This is a genomic window from Flavobacterium tegetincola DSM 22377, from assembly GCF_000425485.1.
Lineage (GTDB): Bacteria > Bacteroidota > Bacteroidia > Flavobacteriales > Flavobacteriaceae > Flavobacterium > Flavobacterium tegetincola.
Genome location: NZ_AUDN01000023.1, coordinates 108,793 through 128,412 on the forward strand (window position 1 = coordinate 108,793; position 19,620 = coordinate 128,412).

21 protein-coding genes are annotated in these 19,620 nt (G+C 34.7%); 15 read left to right on the forward strand and 6 right to left on the reverse strand.

Annotated features, from left to right (window positions below; genetic code table 11):
- Positions 1–76: 76 nt before the first annotated feature.
- The 5 genes from rnpA to H602_RS0106590 all read right to left on the reverse strand — a co-directional run bounded on the left by rnpA (position 77) and on the right by H602_RS0106590 (position 5,987).
- A complete protein-coding gene (gene rnpA / locus H602_RS0106565; RefSeq protein ID WP_026977302.1) occupies positions 77–478 on the reverse strand; it encodes a ribonuclease P protein component in 402 nt (133 codons plus the stop codon).
- A 492-nt stretch (positions 479–970) separates the two neighbouring features.
- On the reverse strand, positions 971–1,384 hold the full coding sequence (locus H602_RS0106575) for a hypothetical protein (protein WP_035759054.1): 414 nt from the start codon (positions 1,382–1,384) through the stop codon (positions 971–973).
- Between the two features lie 89 nt (positions 1,385–1,473).
- Complete coding sequence (locus tag H602_RS0106580) at positions 1,474–3,348, reverse strand: M1 family metallopeptidase (protein ID WP_026977304.1); 1,875 nt, start codon at positions 3,346–3,348, stop codon at positions 1,474–1,476.
- A gap of 61 nt (positions 3,349–3,409) precedes the next feature.
- The gene (locus H602_RS0106585; protein WP_026977305.1) at positions 3,410–5,017 is read right to left on the reverse strand and encodes a S8 family peptidase; all 1,608 of its coding nucleotides are present in this window, start codon (positions 5,015–5,017) and stop codon (positions 3,410–3,412) included.
- Between the two features lie 106 nt (positions 5,018–5,123).
- Positions 5,124–5,987: an MBL fold metallo-hydrolase gene (locus H602_RS0106590; RefSeq protein ID WP_026977306.1), complete on the reverse strand. Its 864-nt coding sequence runs from the start codon at positions 5,985–5,987 to the stop codon at positions 5,124–5,126.
- Between the two features lie 234 nt (positions 5,988–6,221).
- Between H602_RS0106590 and H602_RS0106595 the strand changes: the two genes are divergently transcribed.
- The 6 genes from H602_RS0106595 (at position 6,222) to sufD (ending at position 10,706) form a co-directional block, all read left to right on the forward strand.
- Positions 6,222–6,551, forward strand: coding sequence for a HesB/IscA family protein (locus H602_RS0106595; protein ID WP_026977307.1), 330 nt, complete (start codon positions 6,222–6,224; stop codon positions 6,549–6,551).
- Between the two features lie 67 nt (positions 6,552–6,618).
- Complete coding sequence (gene sufB / locus H602_RS0106600; RefSeq protein WP_026977308.1) at positions 6,619–8,067, forward strand: Fe-S cluster assembly protein SufB; 1,449 nt, start codon at positions 6,619–6,621, stop codon at positions 8,065–8,067.
- Positions 8,068–8,091: 24 nt separating this feature from the next.
- A complete protein-coding gene (locus H602_RS0106605) occupies positions 8,092–8,298 on the forward strand; it encodes a DUF2683 family protein (RefSeq protein ID WP_026977309.1) in 207 nt (68 codons plus the stop codon).
- Positions 8,289–8,561, forward strand: a complete 273-nt coding sequence (locus H602_RS0106610; protein ID WP_026977310.1) for a Txe/YoeB family addiction module toxin — start codon at positions 8,289–8,291, stop codon at positions 8,559–8,561. Before H602_RS0106605 ends, H602_RS0106610 begins: the two co-directional genes overlap by 10 nt.
- A gap of 1 nt (position 8,562) precedes the next feature.
- The gene (gene sufC / locus H602_RS0106615) at positions 8,563–9,309 is read left to right on the forward strand and encodes a Fe-S cluster assembly ATPase SufC (RefSeq protein ID WP_026977311.1); all 747 of its coding nucleotides are present in this window, start codon (positions 8,563–8,565) and stop codon (positions 9,307–9,309) included.
- A gap of 80 nt (positions 9,310–9,389) precedes the next feature.
- Positions 9,390–10,706 (forward strand): Fe-S cluster assembly protein SufD, encoded by a 1,317-nt coding sequence (gene sufD, locus H602_RS0106620; protein WP_026977312.1) that lies wholly within the window; start codon positions 9,390–9,392, stop codon positions 10,704–10,706.
- A 120-nt stretch (positions 10,707–10,826) separates the two neighbouring features.
- Here sufD and H602_RS0106625 read toward each other — a convergent pair whose 3' ends face one another.
- Positions 10,827–12,173: a serine hydrolase domain-containing protein gene (locus H602_RS0106625; RefSeq protein ID WP_026977313.1), complete on the reverse strand. Its 1,347-nt coding sequence runs from the start codon at positions 12,171–12,173 to the stop codon at positions 10,827–10,829.
- A gap of 91 nt (positions 12,174–12,264) precedes the next feature.
- Here H602_RS0106625 and H602_RS0106630 point away from each other — a divergent pair, with 91 nt between their 5' ends.
- The 9 genes from H602_RS0106630 (at position 12,265) to H602_RS0106670 (ending at position 19,247) form a co-directional block, all read left to right on the forward strand.
- A complete protein-coding gene (locus H602_RS0106630) occupies positions 12,265–13,248 on the forward strand; it encodes a DUF2157 domain-containing protein (protein WP_026977314.1) in 984 nt (327 codons plus the stop codon).
- Complete coding sequence (locus H602_RS0106635) at positions 13,235–14,398, forward strand: hypothetical protein (RefSeq protein ID WP_026977315.1); 1,164 nt, start codon at positions 13,235–13,237, stop codon at positions 14,396–14,398. The genes H602_RS0106630 and H602_RS0106635 overlap by 14 nt, the downstream gene beginning before the upstream one ends.
- Positions 14,399–14,527: 129 nt before the next feature.
- Positions 14,528–15,742, forward strand: coding sequence for an aminotransferase class V-fold PLP-dependent enzyme (locus H602_RS0106640; protein ID WP_026977316.1), 1,215 nt, complete (start codon positions 14,528–14,530; stop codon positions 15,740–15,742).
- 11 nt (positions 15,743–15,753) lie between these two features.
- On the forward strand, positions 15,754–16,176 hold the full coding sequence (locus H602_RS0106645; protein ID WP_026977317.1) for a hypothetical protein: 423 nt from the start codon (positions 15,754–15,756) through the stop codon (positions 16,174–16,176).
- A gap of 3 nt (positions 16,177–16,179) precedes the next feature.
- Positions 16,180–16,602, forward strand: a complete 423-nt coding sequence (locus H602_RS0106650; RefSeq protein ID WP_026977318.1) for a SufE family protein — start codon at positions 16,180–16,182, stop codon at positions 16,600–16,602.
- 5 nt (positions 16,603–16,607) lie between these two features.
- Entirely contained in the window at positions 16,608–17,330 is a 723-nt protein-coding gene (locus H602_RS0106655; RefSeq protein WP_026977319.1) for a hypothetical protein, read from the forward strand.
- 12 nt (positions 17,331–17,342) lie between these two features.
- Positions 17,343–17,666 (forward strand): SUF system Fe-S cluster assembly protein, encoded by a 324-nt coding sequence (locus H602_RS0106660; RefSeq protein WP_026977320.1) that lies wholly within the window; start codon positions 17,343–17,345, stop codon positions 17,664–17,666.
- Positions 17,667–17,785: 119 nt separating this feature from the next.
- Positions 17,786–18,292 carry a DUF2480 family protein gene (locus H602_RS0106665; protein ID WP_026977321.1) on the forward strand — a complete coding sequence of 169 codons (507 nt, stop codon included), beginning with the start codon at positions 17,786–17,788 and terminating at the stop codon, positions 18,290–18,292.
- 67 nt (positions 18,293–18,359) lie between these two features.
- Positions 18,360–19,247: a DUF3078 domain-containing protein gene (locus H602_RS0106670; RefSeq protein ID WP_026977322.1), complete on the forward strand. Its 888-nt coding sequence runs from the start codon at positions 18,360–18,362 to the stop codon at positions 19,245–19,247.
- Positions 19,248–19,620 lie beyond the last annotated feature (373 nt).

The window sequence follows — 19,620 nt, forward strand, 5'->3', positions numbered from 1 at the left end:
CCCTCACGCAAAAAACAAAGTTCCTCACGCAGTAAAAATCCTTGCAATTGAAGCAATATTGTAAAGAAATTTCAAATCAAACAGACGGTTTTTCATGCTGTTTTTTAAGTTCCAAAACCCATTTCTCAAAAAGCTGAATCGTTTTTTGCTCAATTTCTTGGTACGTCAGTCGCTCTTTGGTTTGATAAAAAAACATAAAAATATAAGGTTCTTGCAAGTGTTCGCGCAATAAGTGTTGATTCAATCGGTACGTTTCCCGAAGAATACGCTTAAAATAATTGCGATCCACAGCGTGCTTGAAATATTTTTTAGAAACCGAAACGCCCATCTTCATCATTTCACCATCCATTTGTTGCTCATTTGCCACAGCATAAACCAACCGCAACGGGTATTTTGAAACCGACTTTCCCTTCGAGAAGAGCAAGTCAATACTCGTTTTGCTTTTGAGTTTGTGTTTTTTAGGATACGTAAAGGTCATCAGTTTATTTTAGGAGACAAAGTTACAAAGGTTAGTACAAAAATGGCGCTTAAAAATTTACAAACCGCAATATCAAAATGAATTAAAATAGTTTGATAAAAAAAGTATTTTTAGCTTCTAAACTTTTTCTGATGAGCGGTATGATTTTGCCAAAAGTAAGACTTCTTTTACTTTTAGTACTATTTAAAGTATTCGTTGTCAGACAAGAAAGAAATTTTAAATTTGCTTCAAGAGCGATTTGCGAAATTGGAAAAGAGCTTTCCAAATAAGATAATTCGTATACAAATTGTGCTATAATTTAAAAAAACGAGGTAGTATGTATTCTAAATCGTATTAGCGATAAAAATTAATTCTGCTAAACTGAGCTTCATTTTATTTTGTGAAAGTCCAGAAGAACCCAACTTTCCGTACAGTTTCAATGCAGATTTGCAATAAACCAATTTCAGATTTAATACGTTAAACTATATCTTTGGAATCGTTTTACCGCTGTAATTATTTAGAAACGTAGACATTGTAAACAATTTTCACATCGTCATAGTTGATGTAAAACTGTTTTCTATTGTCTTCATTTTTCTTGGTTACAATTAAAATCGTGCATAATCCACCGTCATTGTCAGCACATTTCATCGGAATGGTTTCAGAATTATTTTCTACTACTTTTTCGCCATAAGCTAAAATGCGGTACAACTGAATTTCCTTAGAATTCACAATAATTCTATCCTTTTTTGCATCTAATGAAATGACTACTGGACTGTTATTGAATTCGGTCCATTTTCCCCATTTTCCGTTCGCATTTTTTTCAATAATGCTAAAACTGTCGGCTTTAAAACGGTACACTTGCGCAGCAACATCTTGAATGGCAAAGAAGAATAAAAAGAAAGGAACTACAATTTTCAGGATTTTCATGTCAATGATTTTGAATCGCAAAACTACAAATTCTATTCCACAAAAGAAGCGAACTTTTTAGGGTTCGCTTTAAAATTTGGAATGTTTATTTATTCTTGAATGTAAACATTGTTTTCTTTTTCAATATCGGCCATCATTTCTGTTGGATCAATTATAATTTGCTTGATGCTCTTTTTAGGCTTGTCAATAGAGAATTGGTACGTACCAAAACTCCAAGCCCAATCTGCTAAAACCGTTCTTTTTAAATTGGTAAATGGATTTAGTTTTTCGCCAAACATCATGCGTAACGGAATGTAAAAAGTTTCGGCAGTTCCGTCCGTGTATTCTACGTAAAGATCAATAGGCATTGGCATTCTACCAATTCTTTCCAAGGTGATTGAGGTCTTGTTTTCCTTTTCAACAACTTCCTTAATGCTGTAATCAATGGTATTTGTTGTTCGTGTCCAATCGTTTAAATACCATTCCAACTGCGTATCGGATACTTTTTCTGCAATTCGGATAAAGTCGTTTGGTGTAGGGTGTTTAAATGCAAATTCCTTGTAGTAACGACGAAGGGTTTTCATTAAATTTTCATTTCCAATCACGTAGCCCAATTGACTTAGAAACACACTTCCTTTGCTGTAGGCCGAAATACTATAAATTTGATTGACATCATGACGGTCTGCATGCGTAGTTTGCGGTAGTTCTTTTCCGGAATTGACCATAAAAGCATAACTTTTATAGGAGCCTTCCAACGGATTATCTACTTTCTTTTCATTAATGGCATTTTCCGCAAGGTCAGAAATAAAAGAAGTAAATCCTTCGTCCATCCAGTAATGCTTGCTTTCATTGGTAGCCAAAACAAATTGGAACCACGAGTGTGCCATTTCATGAGCCGTAACTCCTTGCAAGCCTTGCATTGTACCGTTTCCAAGAATTAAAGTGGACATAGCGTATTCCATTCCGCCATCGCCACCTTGAATAATCGAATACTGTTTGTACGGATAAGGTCCCACATTTGCATTGAAAAATTCCATCAATTGAACGGCTTTTGGTTGCAAATTTTTCCAGTTTTCCTTTATGTCTGGATTGTTTTTATAGAAGAAATGCAATTTTGCACCACCCGGAACTTGAGCCGTATCGTGGATATAATCCTTGTCTGCCGCCCAAGTAAAATCATGAACGTCTGGTGCTAAAAAATGCCACGTTAACGTTTTGGTTTTCCTGGAATGTTTTACAACGACGCCATCGTCTTGATAACCATAACCTATTTCATTAGGATTTTGCAAATAGCCAGTTCCGCCGATGATATAATCCTTGTCCAAGCTAATTTTTACATCAAAATTTCCCCAAACGCCGTGAAATTCTCTGGCAATGTAAGGATCCGCGTGCCAACCTTGAAAATCATATTCGGCCATTTTTGGGTACCATTGTGCCATTGATAATGCAATTCCTTCAGAACTGTTTCTGCCCGAACGTCGAATTTGAAGCGGTACTTGTCCGTCAAAATTAAACGTAAAAGTGGACTTCTGATTGGGTAATATAGGTTTCTGAAGCTGTACTTCTAAAATGGTTCCTATGGTTTTTGTTTCAGCAGATTGACCATCTTGTTTGAAGTCTAACACTTTTAAAAAACCGATTTCATTTGGTTTCAAAGCACTAATTCGACTTTCATACGTGGTTTTTTCAGGCGTTTTGAATGTTTTAACCATTCGTCGGTCAGGATCAGAAATACTTTGCAAACGTGCATCCATTTCACTTCCCGGTTGGAATGCGTTGTTAAACAAGTGAAAGTACACTTTCTTCAACGTATCAGGCGAATTATTGGTGTAAATTAATTCTTGAGTTCCTGTGTACGTGTAATTTTTTACGTCCATTTTCACGTCCATCTTGTAATCCGCTTTTTGTTGCCAATACGAATTACTTTGTGCGAAACTGATCGAACATACAAGTAGAAATAAGGATGTGATTGTGGTTTTTCTCATAATTTATATAAATAAAAACGGAAGGCGCGAACCTTCCGTTAGTGTTCAAAATTCAAAAATATTATTTACCAGACATTTTTGCAGCCATTTGCAAAGCCGTGTAAGCATTTACAATTCTTCCGGATTTAGATAAAGTAGAAAAATCTTTTAAATCTCCTTTTTTTCTACCTACTTGAACCTTTGAATTTATCTTAGTTCCTGAATCCATCAAGATGTGTTTTACTTGACTTGCAGAAAGTTTTGGATAATACGAACGAATCAAAGCAGCAACTCCAGCAACGTTAGGCGAAGCCATTGATGTTCCAGCTAAATATTGGTAGGTATCTTCTGGCGTAGTAGCGTAAATCTGAACTCCTGGAGCAAAAACATCCACGTTAAGAGCTCCAAAATTAGAGAAATTAGCCATGACTTTTTCGCCGTATTCAAAGTTTAATGCACCAATAGTAATTAAATTATCAGCAAATTCTGTGATTTTATCGTCAGAATCATTCGGGAAGTTGTCTTCAACATCAATGTCTTTAGCATCATTTCCAGCAGCATGAACAATTAAAACATCTTTTTCTTCTGCATATTTAATTGCATCATATACCCATTGTTTGTGTGGAGAAAATGATTTTCCAAAACTTCCGTTAATTACTTTTGCACCATTGTCAACTGCATATCTAATTGCTAAAGCGATGTCTTTATCGTACTCATCACCATCTGGCACCGCTCTTACCGCCATAATTTCAACATTGTTAGAAGCAATACCATCTCCTCCAATATTGTTATAACGACCTTGAGCAACAATTCCGGCAACGTGTGTTCCGTGAAGTGCTTCACCTTTATCTGGTCCAATTACGTTGTTATTTCCGTACTTGGTATCAGTAAGATCGTTTGGATTATCTCCAACAACTTTACGGTAATCCATTTTTAAATTAGAACCATTCATCGTAGCGATATATCCTTCTAACTCTTTCTTAATTTCCTCTTTTAATTCCGGAACCGGTAAACCGTAAGAAAGCATTTGTTTCATCGCTTCTTTACTTTGCACAATTGCTGCATCAGTAGAAGTAATTGCCTCTAAATCAGCAATGGTATAGGTCTCTTTTTTAAGCTCTTTTTTAAGAAGTTCATCGGCACTATTAATTCCCATCATCATGGATTCTAATTGTGTACGACCTTTGTTAGCATCTGCAGATTTTTTATCTACAATATCTTTGGCTTTCTTATAAGTTGCCTCGTCTACAATTGATTTGTCTTTTACAATTCGCTCATATTCTAAGTTTTCTTTGGTAATATCTCCTAAGAAGTTCCAACCGTGCATGTCGTCAATGAAACCGTTGTTGTCATCATCAATTCCATTTCCTGCAATTTCTTTTGGATTGGTCCAAACTGCTGCAGCTAAGTCAGGATGCTCGATATCTACACCTGAATCAATAATTGCAACAATAACTTTTACGCCTTCTTTATCTTTCAATAATTCGGTATAAGCTTTATCAACGCTCATTCCAGGAATAGTGTCTGTTAAAACATCCAAGTGACTCCATCTTTTTAACTGATCATCGGTAATTTTTGCCTTTTTTACAGGAAGGGCATCCACATTGTACATCGCTACTTTTGTAGTACTACAACCTGTTAAGGCTAAAGCAAGTGCTAACGATAAATACGTTAATTGTATTTTTTTCATTTTATAGATTAGTTTGATTTTTCAATATATTAGTTCCAAAGGAAGCAATTTTGTTACACAATTTCTCAAAAATAACAAAATTTTTACACTTTGCAGCATGTAATTTCTAAGCGCCAAATACTTGATTATAAGTAAATATTTCTTTGAGTCGCACTCCTTTTTCAGTTTCTTCAACAGTAATGATTTCATTATGAGCATCGTGTTCCAGCCATAAATAGTAATTATTTTGAGCAGCTTCACGCAGAAATTTTTCTTTTTCGGGCAAAGTTAATAGCGGTCTTGTATCATAACCCATCACGTAAGGCAAAGGCAAATGTCCTGCAGTTGGCAATAGATCAGCCATAAAACAAAGGGTTTTTTCTTGATACAGAATTTTTGGAATCATCATTTTATCGGTATGACCGTCGGCAAAGAAAATGTCAAAATTCATATCCTCACTTTTAGACCATGCTTCAGTTCCTTTTTCAATAAAGTTCAATTGACCACTTTCCTGCATTGGCAGAATATTTTCTTTTAAAAAAGACGCCTTTTCTCTTGGATTCGGATTTGTTGCCCAATTCCAATGGTCTTTATTACTCCAAAATTTAGCATTTTTAAAAGCAACTTCATAACCCGTTTTATCTTTGTTCCAAATAACGCTTCCGCCACAATGGTCAAAATGCAGGTGCGTCATGAAAACATCAGTAATGTCGTCTCTGTGAAAACCATATTTCGCTAGTGAAGCATCAACTGAATGTGTTCCCCAAAGTGAATAGTATCCAAAAAACTTCCCCGATTGCTTATTTCCCATTCCGTTATCTATCAGAATAAGTCTTTTTCCGTCTTCAATAAGCATGCAACGTGTGGCAATATCGATGAGGTTATTTTCGTCAGCAGGATTGGTTTTGTTCCAAATGGTTTTGGGAACAACGCCAAACATGGCACCGCCGTCTAATTTGAAATTGCCGGCTTCTATTGGATATATTTTCATTGGGATAAAGGTTTAAAATTCTCGTAAAGATAGGAGATTCATTTTTGAACAAAAAATGGAATGTATTGGCATTTTTAATTTCGAATGGTGTTAAAGAATATTTTTGATTTAAAAGTCGTGGAATGCTGTTATAGTTATAACTTATCAAATCATACGTTATAATAATGTTAGGCATTGGTCTAAAAAGTATAAATGACGTATCTTTGCACTTAATTTAGACAAAATCAATATAACATGATTAAAGTATCCGATGACGCAAGTAAGAGAATCGTTTCGATGATGCAAGAAGGCGGTTATGATGCATCTGCTGATTACGTGCGAGTTGGCGTAAAAAGTGGTGGTTGTTCAGGTCTGTCTTACGAGTTGAAATTTGACAAAGAATTAGGCGAAAACGATAAAGTTTTTGAAGATAATAACGTAAAAATTGCTGTAGAAAAAAAGTCGTTCTTGTATCTTGCAGGAACAATTTTAGAGTATTCGGGAGGTTTAAACGGAAAAGGATTTGTGTTTAATAATCCAAATGCACAAAGAACTTGTGGTTGTGGAGAATCATTTTCTCTTTAAAAACAAAAATTGAATCAATAAGATGTAAATCAGCATTTTATATCTTAGACGGTTTTAAAATAAAAACATGGCAAAATATACTGAAGACGACTTAAAAGTCGAATTAGAAAATAAAGAATACGAATACGGATTTTATACCAATTTAGAATCAGATACTTTTCCGATTGGTTTAAATGAAGATGTAGTTCGCGCAATTTCTAAAATTAAAGACGAACCAGAATGGATGACCGACTGGCGAATCGAAGCTTTTAGAGCTTGGAAACAAATGATTGAGCCAGAATGGGCAAATGTTCATTATACAAAACCAGATTTTCAAGCAATATCATATTATTCGGCACCAAAAGCGGTGGATCCAAATAAAACTTTGGACGACGTTGACCCGGAACTTTTGGCGATGTATAAAAAGCTAGGAATTTCTGTAGATGAACAAAAGAAAATGAATAACGTAGCAATGGATATCGTTGTCGATTCTGTTTCTGTAGCTACGACATTCAAGAAGACATTGGCTGAAAAAGGAATTATTTTCTGTGCGATTTCTGAAGCAATTAAAGAGCATCCAGAATTAGTTCGTAAATATTTAGGAACAATTGTTCCGCAGAAAGATAATTTTTATGCTGCGTTAAATTCGGCGGTTTTCTCTGACGGAAGTTTCTGTTACATTCCAAAAGGCGTTCGTTGCCCGATGGAATTATCTACGTATTTCCGAATCAATCAAGGAGGAACTGGTCAGTTTGAACGAACATTATTAATTGCAGATGAAGGAAGTTACGTTTCTTATTTGGAAGGTTGTACGGCACCAAGCCGGGACGAAAATCAATTGCATGCCGCTGTTGTGGAATTAATTGCGTTAGACAATGCTGAAATTAAATATTCAACGGTTCAAAACTGGTATCCAGGAAATAAAGAAGGTAAAGGTGGGGTTTTCAACTTTGTAACCAAAAGAGGTTTGTGCGAGAAAAACGCTAAAATTTCATGGACACAAGTTGAAACAGGTTCAGCTGTTACTTGGAAATATCCATCTTGTATTTTGAAAGGTGACAATTCGGTAGGTGAATTTTACTCCATTGCCGTAACTAATAATTACCAGCAAGCCGATACAGGAACCAAGATGATTCACTTGGGAAAAAACACAAAATCAACAATTATTTCTAAAGGTATTTCGGCTGGAAAATCACAAAACAGTTACAGAGGTTTAGTACGAATCAGTCCAAACGCTGATAATGCCAGAAACTTCTCGCAGTGTGATTCACTTTTGATGGGAAATAATTGTGGAGCACATACTTTTCCTTACATCGAAAGTAAAAATCCTACAGCGAAAATTGAACACGAAGCAACGACAAGTAAAATTGGTGAAGACCAAGTTTTCTATTGCAACCAGAGAGGAATTCCAACCGAAAAAGCAATTGCATTAATTGTAAACGGTTTTGGTAAAGAAGTATTGAACAAATTACCAATGGAATTTGCGGTAGAAGCTCAAAAATTACTGGAAATATCATTAGAAGGTTCAGTAGGATAATTTAGAATTTAAAAATCTGATATTATGGAAATTACATTAAAAAACGTAAAGAAAAAAGATTTGCCCATATTTGAATCATTGGCCAAATCCTTAGGTTTTGAAATTACCAAAAAAGAAGATAAACTTTATAATCCGGAGTTTGTAAAAAAAATTCTAGATGGTGAAAAAGATATTAAAGAAGGTAAAGGGATTACAATGACTATGGATGAGCTACACGCTTTATGCAAGTAGTATTAACTCCCAGAGCCAAAAAGGAATTAGATTTTTGGGCAAAGTCAGGAAACAAAGGAATTTTGAAAAAAATTGTTTTATTGATAGACGATATTCAATTACACCCTTATTCTGGAATAGGAAAGCCGGAACAATTAAAATATGATTTAGCAAATAGGTGGTCGAGAAGAATTGACAAAGAACATCGATTGGTTTACAGAATGACAGACGAAAATAATATAGAAATCTTAAATATATTGTCACTTAAAGGACATTACGAATAATATGTTAAAAATAGAAAATTTACACGCTTCAATTGAAGACAAAGAGATATTAAAAGGAATCAATCTTGAGATCAAAGCTGGCGAAGTACATGCTATCATGGGACCAAACGGTTCAGGTAAAAGTACACTTTCGGCGGTAATTGCAGGAAACGAAACTTATACAGTTACGGAAGGTTCTGTATCATTAGATGGCGAGGATTTGGCTGATTTGGCTCCGGAAGAGAGAGCTCATAAAGGAGTATTCTTATCGTTTCAATACCCTGTTGAAATTCCTGGAGTTTCGGTAACCAACTTCATGAAAACGGCAATTAACGAGAACCGTAAAGCAAACGGAAAAGAAGATATGCCGGCAAACGAGATGTTGAAATTAATTCGTGAGAAATCAGAATTATTGGAAATCGACCGTAAATTCTTGTCTCGTTCATTAAACGAAGGTTTTTCAGGTGGAGAAAAGAAAAGAAACGAAATTTTTCAAATGGCTATGTTAGAGCCTAAAATCGCCATTTTAGATGAAACCGATTCAGGTTTAGATATCGATGCTTTGCGAATTGTGGCAAACGGTGTGAATAAGTTGAAAAACGAAAACAACGCGGTTTTAGTAATCACACATTACCAAAGACTTCTAGATTATATCATTCCGGATTTCGTTCACGTTTTATACAACGGAAAAATCGTGAAATCAGGCGGAAAAGAACTGGCTCACGAGTTAGAAGAACGTGGTTACGATTGGATTAAAGCGGAAAACTAGTTTAAAAATGTTGTCAGTTCGCAGTTGTCAGTTTTCAGTATGGAACCGACAACTGAGAACTGACGACCGACAACAAAATTATGGAATTAAAAGAAAAACTCATATCATCATTCATGGCATTTGAAGAACGTGTGGACGTCAATGACTCCTTGCACGACATTCGAATCAATGCGATGAAGAACTTTGAAAATAATGGATTTCCTACCAAAAAAGAGGAAGCTTGGAAATACACGTCGTTAAATTCAGTTTTGAAAAACGATTTTAGTGTATTCCCTAAAAACGAAAATAGCATTCAATATTCGGATGTAAAGAAATATTATTTACACGAAATTGACACGTATAAAGTCGTTTTTGTAGATGGTGTATTCAGCTCATTTTTGTCTTCTACAACGCATGATGGGATTGACGTTTGTTTGATGGCTTCTGCATTGACAAAGCCAAAATACAAAATGATTATTGATACGTATTTCAACCAAATTGCTCAAAAAGACGACAGTTTAACTTCGTTGAATACCGCTTTTGCAATGGAAGGAGCTTACATCAACATTCCAAAAAACAAAGTTGCAGATAAACCTATTGAGATTATCAATTTCTCTACAGGAACAGAAGCGGCACTATTGGTTCAACCAAGAAACTTGATTATTGTGGGCGAAAACTCACATGTACAAATCATCGAGCGTCACCAATCGTTGAACTCAAATCCGGTATTGACCAATTCTGTAACTGAAATTTTTGCTGCAAAAAGAGCGATTGTAGATTACTACAAAATCCAGAACGATACGATTGAAGCTTCGTTGGTAGACAATACTTATATTGCGCAAAAGCAACAAAGTAATGTTTCGGTTCATACATTTTCTTTTGGTGGAAACATCACCAGAAATAATTTGAATTTCTACCATCAAGGTGAACACATCGAAAGCACGCTAAAAGGGATTACTATTATCGAAGGTAAACAACACGTGGACCACCATACTTTAGTGCAACACGCGACGCCAAATTGCGAAAGCCACCAGAATTATAAAACGATTCTTGGCGACCGTTCTACAGGTGTTTTCAATGGAAAAATATTCGTCGAAAAAGAAGCACAGAAAACAGATGCTTTTCAGCAAAATAACAATATTTTATTGAGTGATAAAGCGACAATAAATGCAAAACCACAATTGGAAATTTTCGCAGATGATGTGAAATGTTCCCACGGTTGTACGATTGGTCAACTGGACGAAACAGCAATGTTTTACATGCAATCTCGTGGAATTCCAAAGAAAGAAGCGAAAGCATTATTGATGTACGCGTTTTCGAATGACGTGATTCAAAGTATTAAAATACCTGAATTGAAAGCGAGAATTACAAAGATTATTGCAAATAAATTAGGCGTTAATATGGGATTTGATTTGTAGATTTTAAACGCAAAGTTCGCTACGATTTACGCAAAGGACGCAAAGTTTATTAATTAACTTTGCGTCCTTTGCGGTTTTTTACTTTGTGTTCTTTGCGGTTAATATAACTTTAATCGAAAATTACTTCTCAAAACTCCCTAAAACCCCCTTCAAAAACCCATTAAAGTCAAACGATTCATCATCCGTCAAACCCATTCGAACAATCACCAAATCTTTCGATGGAATTACAATCACTTTTTGACCTTGAAAACCACTGGCATAATACATATCTCGAGGAGCATCTGGATATTTTCCACTCGAATTTAACCAAAAATGTCCGCCGTATTTTCCGTCAGAAGTTGGAGTAGGCGTTGCTACATATTTTGACCAAGAAGCATCAAATAATTGTTCTCCTAACCAATTTCCGTTATGTAAATAAAGCAATCCAAACTTTGCCCAATCTCTAGTTGTTGCCCAAGCATAAGAAGAACCAACGTAATTTCCTGTCATGTCCGTTTCCACAACCATTGAGTACATTCCGATTTTATCAATCAACGACCAATACCAAAAATCCAAATATTCTTGATGGGTTTTAAATTGATTTCGCACTATTTTTGAAAGTAAGTTTGATGTTCCAGAGGAGTAATTCCAACTTGCATTTGGCTTGCCAAAAAGTGGTTTGTCGAGTTGCACTTGACCCATATCTTTTGCTTGGAAAAGCATTTTTGTCGCGTCACAAATCCGGTCGTATTTTTCTTCCCATTCTAAACCAGAGTTCATTTGGATTAAATTATGTGTCGTAATTTTGGCTCGTTCATCAGCTTTCCATTCAGCTATTGGAGCGGGTTTATTGATGTCAAATTTATTTTGATATTGCAAAATTCCAAAGTACGTTGCTGTAATACTTTTAGTCATCGACCAACCTAAAATTCTGGAATCTTTGGAGAAACCGTCGGCATATTTTTCTATAAGTAAATGGTCTTTGTGCAAAATTACTACTGAACGTGTTCTTTTTTCGAAAGCATCACCTTCATCAAATGCATTGTCAACAGCTTTCTGAAGTTTAGAATAATCTACAGTTGAAAAAGTCGAATCTTTAGGTTCATTTGTGCCAAAAGGATACGGAAAATTAATCTTTGGTTGAACACGATTTGGTACCAAATAAGGTTTTGTTACATCAAAATCTTCGTCAATAAGCATTGAACCCAAACCTTCCCGGTAAATAGCTTTCCTTTTTTGCAAACCAAAAACAGATGAGGTTGCTGATTTTTCTGCATCTAAAATGCTATTATTTGCCAAACGAATCAGTTTGATGTCATTGTCTGATTTCTCAATCAATTCCAGCGAACGATGGTCTATAAAATGAGCCGAAGCCACACTTTTTGCCGAAAAACCTGAAATCAATTCGAGTTTAGGATAATTGGTATAACCGGCATATAAGATGCCAATTAAAATTAAAACGGACACAACCTTGACTATTTTTTTCATCTAAAAACTATTTTGAAAGGCAAGATAAGTTTTTTTAACAAATTAAAACTAAAGTGTATTTGTTTATCTTTGAAGAAATTCCACATAAAGTATGAATAAAATTTATGACTTATTACACGCCAAAAACCTAATCAGCAAAGAGCAACATCAGGCAATTGAGGAATACAGTAAACTGCAATTATTTTCTATAAGAAATGAGTTGCTTTTTTTGCTTTACATCTCTATTTTATTATTTACCACAGGTGTTGGAATTATTATTTATAAAAATATCGATACGATTGGGCATACCATTTTACTCATTTTACTTGCAGTAGCAACGGCACTTTGTCTTTATTTTTGTAAAAAGAAAGCGGTAGGATTTTCTAAAGATGAGGTTAAGTTTGAAAATCCACTGTATGAATATTTAGTGCTTTTTACAACGATTCTGATGTGTACGTTTATTGGTTATTTTCAGTATAACTTAAATTTTCAAGACAGTAATTACAGTGTGGCAACGCTAGTTTCGGCGGTGGCTGCTTTAGGTATGGCGTATTATTTTGATAATAAAAGTGCTTTGACCATTGGAATTACAGCTTTGGGAAGTTTTATTGGTCTTTCCATTCAGGTGCAAACGCTTATCGATAATGATAATTTTGACGATCCTAGAATACTCTTTTCGGGACTTGTATTTGGCGGATTATTAATGCTATGGCAATTTTTGTCGGATAAGTATGCAGTGAAAACGCATTTTAGCTTTGTAATACTCACGTTCGCTTTACATCTTTTAGCTTTAAGTTGCTTTGGTGGCTATTTCCAAAATGGATTTTGGATTATATACCTAGCAATTTTGGCCGCTGTTTTGTATTATTTTTATTTAAAAAGCGTTCAGTTTAAAGCCATATCGTGGTACTCATTTGTTTTGATTTATGGCTATTTTGGTGCGAACATACTCTTATTTAAAGTTCTAGAAAGTATTGATTTAGATTTAATTTATGGTTTCATTCCCATCTTATCACCATTTTATTTTATAGGTTCCATCATATTGTTTGTCAAATTAATCAGAGACTTTAAAAAGAAAATCAATGTTAGCGAGTAATCACAATCATATAGAAAACTATTTTCTTATCGAAGAATTAGTGCTTTTGGAACGTCAGGAATTTATTTCAAAAGAACAGTTAGCGCAACTGAAGAAAAGTACAGTTACAGCAAAAACCAATTCTAATATTCTACTGCGATTTGCATTTTTCCTCTTGGGAAATTTTGTCATTTCATCTGTATTGGGTGTCTTTGCATTCATTTTAACCACGCTTTCTGGCCAAGAGGCTTTTGCTTTTTGGTTTCTTGTTGGTGCAATTGGATGCGTTGTTGCAGCTGAATTTATTTACATTGGAAACTATTTTGCTTATGGTTTTGACGATTCATTCATTTTATCAATCACGCTTTTTTTTACGATAGCTGTTGGAATTTTTACTGAAGACGTAACGGCTACATTGGCTGCATTAGTTATTTCCAATATCGTCTGCACGATCCGATATGTTCATGTACCGTCGGTGTTTTTTGGATTGATAGGACTAATTGGCTTGGTGGGTTATGCAGTAATTGAAGAACGAATTTTACCCTCTTACTATCTACCAATTGTACTATTCATTATCGCTGTAGCATTGTACTTCTTACAAAGCATAATGTCGAAGTCCAACAAAAATTTAATTTATACAAATGTGTTTCTGATTATAAAAATCATGAGTTTGGCTTTTGGTTATGCTGCTCTAAACTATTTTGTAGTTAGGGAATTGTCTGAAAGCTTGTTGAGCATGGAAATAGTACCAAATCAAGACATTCCATTTTCTGAACTATTTTACATTGCCACATTTGCACTTCCACTTTTTTATATTTTTATCGGATTAAAAAAGAGGGATCGCGTATTTCTTTGGATGGGATTAGTGACTTTGTCCCTTGGATTTGCTAGTATTCGGTATTATTACTACTTTTTACCAGTAGAAGTAGCGCTGATGGTAGGCGGAAGCATCCTTTTTGCGATGGTCTATTTTTCCATTCGAAAATTTAAAGAAAGTGCGGTTGGAATTACGTTCAAGGAAGATAAGAGTTTGAATCCAATGGCATTTGCCGCAGTCCAAGCTCTTCTAGTTAATGCAAATGTAAATACACAAACGGTGTCTTCGGAACAGGCTCCAATGGAATTTGGTGGTGGCGAGTTCAGTGGAAGTGGAAGCGGCGGTAGTTACTAAAAACCAACGGTTGAAATAAGTACCAAATCAATATTGTCTGAACCAATTCTATAGAATTATTAACACCGTTTTACACGTCGTTGAGTTGAAATTTTAGTACTTTTGTATTTAGATTTTATCTAAATAATTATGTTTGATATTCAAAAAGTGCGTGCTGATTTCCCCATACTTTCTCAAAAAGTAAATGGTAAACCCTTGGTTTATTTTGATAATGGCGCGACTTCCCAAAAACCACAAGTTGTAATAGATGCAATTTCAAAATATTACTCGGAAATTAATGCCAATATTCACCGTGGCGTGCATACGCTGAGCCAATTGGCAACGGACGCTTACGAGGAATCGAGGTTGAAAATTCAAAAGCATATTAATGCTCAATTTTCGCACGAAGTCTTGTTTACTGCAGGAACCACACATGGAATTAATTTGGTTGCAAATGGTTTTGCTTCAATTTTAAAACCAGGAGATGAGGTTTTAGTTTCGGCTTTGGAACACCACTCTAACATTGTACCTTGGCAAATGTTGTGCGAGAAAACAGGTGCGATTCTCAAAGTTATTCCGATGAATTTGGAAGGAGAATTGATTCAAAGTGAATATGACAAATTGCTTTCGGATAAAACTAAAATTGTTACTGTAAATCATATTTCTAATGCATTGGGAACCATTAACCCGATTAGAGAAATGATTGCTAAAGCTCGAAAATTTGACGCAGCAATTTTAATTGATGGCGCTCAAGCTACACCGCATTTAAAACCGGATGTTCAGGATCTAGATTGTGATTTCTACGTTTTTTCGGGTCATAAAATTTGTGCCCCTACAGGAACTGGAATTTTGTACGGAAAAGAAGCTTGGTTGAATAAGTTACCTCCTTATCAAGGTGGTGGAGAAATGATTAAGGAAGTGACTTTTGAGAAAACAACCTATGCCGAATTACCGCATAAGTTTGAGGCAGGAACACCCAATATTTCAGGCGGGATTGTACTTGGCGTTGCCATAGATTACATGAACGAAGTTGGTTTTGAAAACATTCAAAAGCAAGAAAAAATGTTGCTGGAGTATGCTACTAAAAAACTTCTGGAAATTCAAGGGTTAAAAATTTACGGAACATCGAGCCAGAAAACATCGGTGGTTTCATTTAATATTGAAGGAATTCATCCGTATGATATTGGAACCATCATCGATAAAAAAGGAATTGCTGTAAGAACCGGTCATCATTGTGCTCAACCGATTATGAGTTTCTTTCAGATTCCAGGAACCATTAGAGCTTCATTTTCGTTTTACAATACCACCGAAGAAATTGATTTGATGGTGGATGCTATTAAAAAAGCACAAGCAATGCTTTCCTAAAATAATTGTGTATGAAATTCCTTATCGCTTTACTATTTCCGTTCGTTTTGTTAAGTTGCGGTGCAAAAGTGGCGCAAAAAATGGAGAAATCTACGATTACTTATCAAGCAGTATCACGAGGATTTTACTTGAAAGCGCAAATTCAAGGAAATAAAATGAGTCTAAATACCGATAGAACTTCAGATGCCAAAGATTATGTAGTGAGTGATCTGGACTTGAAAGAGTTGAATGACTTATATGGAAAGATTAATTTAAAGGAAATAGAAATTTATAAAGCACCAACGGAGAAACGTTTTTATGATGGTGCGGCAATAGCAAATTTGACGGTAGATTATCAAGGTCAAAGTTATAGTTCACAAGGATTTGATCATGGAAATCCACCGGCTGAAATAGCCGATTTTATAAATAAAATAGTTGCATTAACAGAAAAATAAAAGATGACGATACAAGCAATACAAGAAGAAATTATAGACGAATTTTCTATGTTTGACGATTGGGACGAACGTTTTCAATATGTGATTGATTTAGGAAAGAGTTTGCCTTTAGTGGACGACCAATTCAAAACAGACGATAATATTATTAAAGGTTGTCAATCCAAAGTTTGGTTGCACGCGGAGGAGAACGATGGAAATTTGGTATTTACCGCAGACAGCGATGCCATAATTACAAAGGGAATTATTGCTGTTTTAATTCGTACCTTTTCCAATCAAAAACCAAAAGATATTCTTGAAGCGGATACGTCATTTATTGATCAAATTGGTTTAAAAGAACAACTTTCGCCTACTCGTGCTAATGGATTGGTTTCGATGATTAAGCAAATTAAATTGTACGCATTGGGTTTTGAAGCAAAAAACAATTAGACACAATGAAAAAACTTTTATTTGGGTTATTGATGTGCAGTTCTGACCTTGGCTTTGCGCAAAAGCAGTTTGAAAAAATGCCGGAAGGTACTGCTGAAATTCATTTCAAATATGAATGCAGTTCAAAAATGCTTATAGATGAAACGGGCGTTTATGCTGATTCGGTACTCTTCAAATATTATTTTCCCAAATTAAAGTTTACAAAAGTGCTGAATCCCACCGTTCAATATTTAAATTCTACATTAGAATTGAAGGATTTTAAAGGTGATAAGAAGAAGGAATTAATCAGTTTTTTATACCATCTCAATCAATCGTATTACGGTGTACATGATATAAAGTCAAATAAAACAAGGATTACTGTCCAAAGAAATGACGCTGATATTAAAGCTATTTTTAGAAAGTATTTTAACAAAGACTACTCTCTTTTTAGTTTTACGGAAGAATTTGATTATACAAATAAGATGAAATATACGGCATTTCCGTCTGGATCGTATGCGTTTCCATTTGATAAAGTTCAAATTTATTTAAAGCCAATTTCTAAGACAAAGGGAGAATTTATGAAGGAAATCAGTGGTAAAAGAGAAAGTTATAACAATTTGGTGGACTTTGATGAAAATTTATCCAAATACATATCATTAGGATACATTTTTGCGAATAGTGATTATGGCGTAACCAAAGTAGAATCTTTCGAAAGCAAGTTAGAATTAACAGAAGTATATTATAAATAATTAGAGATAAAAATGGAACAAGAAATAGATACAAATGCATTAGGAGAATCGATTGTAAAAAAATTAAAAACAATTTATGACCCAGAGATTCCCGTTGACATTTACGAGTTGGGATTGATTTATGACGTAATGGTCAATACCGATTTTGAAGTAAAAATTTTAATGACACTTACTTCTCCAAACTGTCCGGTTGCCGAAAGCTTGCCACGCGAAGTAGAGGAGAAAGTGAAGAGTATCGAGCATGTAAAAGATGCTGAAGTTGAAATCACTTTTGATCCACCATGGACAAAAGATTTGATGAGTGAGGAAGCGAAATTAGAACTAGGGATGCTTTAGGAAAGCTTGCAGTGTGCAGCTTACAAGTATTCAGTCGCTATTATCGCTAAATACTTGTAAACTGAACATTGATTTCTCATGCAATCCGATCACTTTTTTTAACTGAATACTCTTAAACAATGGATGAAATAATAAATAAGGTTGCCAATTCCACTTTAATAGTTTTCGATTTAGAAGATTATTATCAGAAAGGAATCCGAACAGAAATTGACTTGTCACAATGGTTATTGGAAGGATTTCTTCTAAGAGAAAAGGATTTTCGTGCGGCATTAATGGAGCACAATTGGCAACAATACCAAGATCATTTGGTGGCAATTTCTTGTAAAACGGATGCAATTATTCCAGCCTGGGCTTCTATTTTAGTGACCATGTATTTGGCTCCTTTTGCAAAAAAAATTGTAAGTGGTAGTTTAGAAGATTTGGAAACATCTTTATATCAAGATGTTTTGGCAACAATAGATTACAGTATTTATGATGGTAAACCTATGATTATAAAAGGCTGTTCAAAGAAACCAGTACCAATGAGTGCCTATCTTTTTGCTGCAAAATATTTACAACCTTACGCAAGAAGCATCATGTATGGTGAAGCTTGCTCTGCAGTTCCTTTATATAAAGCAAAAAAATAGTAGTAGTAGATGGCAAAGTTTGAAAGGATTTTTTTTTAACTTGCTTTACTAATTTTAAAACTGAATCATGAAAAAAATTATATGTTCGTTTGCATTTTTAGGATTTTTGACCGTTGCACAAGCTCAAGAAGCAACTGTGGCAGACTCAACAAGTCATTGGAAGTCAAAAGGAGAAGTGTCTCTTTTATTCAATCAATCCAATTTTAGTAATTGGACTGCTGGAGGTGAGAACAACTTGTCTGGAAATTTCTTACTTAATTTTGGTTTGGAATATGCAAAAGACGACTGGACTTGGGACAATAAATTAATGGCTTCGTACGGTTTGGTCAAGACAAAAAATGCTTCGTTTGAAAAGAAGACGGATGACCGACTAGAATTAAATTCAATTTTAGGTAAAAAGGCAACAGGTAAATGGTCTTACTCGGCTTTTTTAAATTTCAGAACCCAGATTACTAAAGGTTATATTTACGGTAAAGACGATAACGGTGCTGAAATTAGAACAGAAAACACAGACTTTTTATCGCCGGGATATTTGACTTTTGGACCAGGTATGTTATATAAAAAGGATGCTAATCTTAAAATAAATATTGCTCCAGCAACTTCTAAACTGACTTTTGTGGATGATTTCTACACCTCACAAAATGGTTATGTGGATGGAAGTTATTTTGGCGTAGACGCAAATAAATCTATGCGGTATGAATTTGGATTTTACGGTTCCGTATATTACAAATTGAATATCATGGCTAACGTTTCTGCGGAAAACATCTTGAATTTATATTCCAATTATTTAGAAGAAACGAAAAACGTAGATGTTGATTATTCATTGAATATTGTGATGAAAATCAATCGTTATTTGTCGACAAATTTGTCTTTTCAAGCTATTTATGATGACAATGCATTCCGTGGATTGCAAACCAGACAAGTATTTGGTGTGGGTGTAAATTACGGATTTTAGTACAAGTCAAGTATGTGTAAAAAAAAAGCTTTTAGAATTTCGAGGGCACTGAAAAACATCATCTATTTTGATTAGTGTCCGTTTTTGGAGACTAAAAAAACGCTTATAACTGGATTTTAAAGATCCGTTATAAGCGTTTTATTTTTTTAAACTGTTTTTTTATTATAGGCTGTATAAGTCTATTTTTGACTTAGACCATGTCCTTTTATTTATTGGCCACTTACATTCTGTTTTCTATATTAATTTGAGTATTCTTTTTAAGTTTACTGTAAAAACAGCCATTGCTCCTTGCATTTGCATATTGTTAATACCATAAGATAGTGCTCTATCGTAACCGTGTACGTTTTTCAATTCACTATTTTTAGCTTCAATT

What these genes read in the sequence shown, in the direction of transcription:
- H602_RS0106610 (WP_026977310.1), top strand. Translation starts at nt 8,289, where the DNA reads ATGCAAGTAGTATTAACTCCCAGAGCCAAAAAGGAATTAGATTTTTGG.
- H602_RS0106605 (WP_026977309.1), top strand. Translation starts at nt 8,092, where the DNA reads ATGGAAATTACATTAAAAAACGTAAAGAAAAAAGATTTGCCCATATTT.
- sufB (WP_026977308.1), top strand. Translation starts at nt 6,619, where the DNA reads ATGGCAAAATATACTGAAGACGACTTAAAAGTCGAATTAGAAAATAAA.
- H602_RS0106665 (WP_026977321.1), top strand. Translation starts at nt 17,786, where the DNA reads ATGGATGAAATAATAAATAAGGTTGCCAATTCCACTTTAATAGTTTTC.
- H602_RS0106645 (WP_026977317.1), top strand. Translation starts at nt 15,754, where the DNA reads ATGAAATTCCTTATCGCTTTACTATTTCCGTTCGTTTTGTTAAGTTGC.
- H602_RS0106585 (WP_026977305.1), bottom strand. Translation starts at nt 5,017, where the DNA reads ATGAAAAAAATACAATTAACGTATTTATCGTTAGCACTTGCTTTAGCC.
- H602_RS0106580 (WP_026977304.1), bottom strand. Translation starts at nt 3,348, where the DNA reads ATGAGAAAAACCACAATCACATCCTTATTTCTACTTGTATGTTCGATC.
- H602_RS0106575 (WP_035759054.1), bottom strand. Translation starts at nt 1,384, where the DNA reads ATGAAAATCCTGAAAATTGTAGTTCCTTTCTTTTTATTCTTCTTTGCC.
- sufC (WP_026977311.1), top strand. Translation starts at nt 8,563, where the DNA reads ATGTTAAAAATAGAAAATTTACACGCTTCAATTGAAGACAAAGAGATA.
- H602_RS0106670 (WP_026977322.1), top strand. Translation starts at nt 18,360, where the DNA reads ATGAAAAAAATTATATGTTCGTTTGCATTTTTAGGATTTTTGACCGTT.
- H602_RS0106625 (WP_026977313.1), bottom strand. Translation starts at nt 12,173, where the DNA reads ATGAAAAAAATAGTCAAGGTTGTGTCCGTTTTAATTTTAATTGGCATC.
- H602_RS0106660 (WP_026977320.1), top strand. Translation starts at nt 17,343, where the DNA reads ATGGAACAAGAAATAGATACAAATGCATTAGGAGAATCGATTGTAAAA.
- sufD (WP_026977312.1), top strand. Translation starts at nt 9,390, where the DNA reads ATGGAATTAAAAGAAAAACTCATATCATCATTCATGGCATTTGAAGAA.
- H602_RS0106595 (WP_026977307.1), top strand. Translation starts at nt 6,222, where the DNA reads ATGATTAAAGTATCCGATGACGCAAGTAAGAGAATCGTTTCGATGATG.
- H602_RS0106650 (WP_026977318.1), top strand. Translation starts at nt 16,180, where the DNA reads ATGACGATACAAGCAATACAAGAAGAAATTATAGACGAATTTTCTATG.
- H602_RS0106590 (WP_026977306.1), bottom strand. Translation starts at nt 5,987, where the DNA reads ATGAAAATATATCCAATAGAAGCCGGCAATTTCAAATTAGACGGCGGT.
- H602_RS0106655 (WP_026977319.1), top strand. Translation starts at nt 16,608, where the DNA reads ATGAAAAAACTTTTATTTGGGTTATTGATGTGCAGTTCTGACCTTGGC.
- H602_RS0106630 (WP_026977314.1), top strand. Translation starts at nt 12,265, where the DNA reads ATGAATAAAATTTATGACTTATTACACGCCAAAAACCTAATCAGCAAA.
- H602_RS0106635 (WP_026977315.1), top strand. Translation starts at nt 13,235, where the DNA reads ATGTTAGCGAGTAATCACAATCATATAGAAAACTATTTTCTTATCGAA.
- H602_RS0106640 (WP_026977316.1), top strand. Translation starts at nt 14,528, where the DNA reads ATGTTTGATATTCAAAAAGTGCGTGCTGATTTCCCCATACTTTCTCAA.
- rnpA (WP_026977302.1), bottom strand. Translation starts at nt 478, where the DNA reads ATGACCTTTACGTATCCTAAAAAACACAAACTCAAAAGCAAAACGAGT.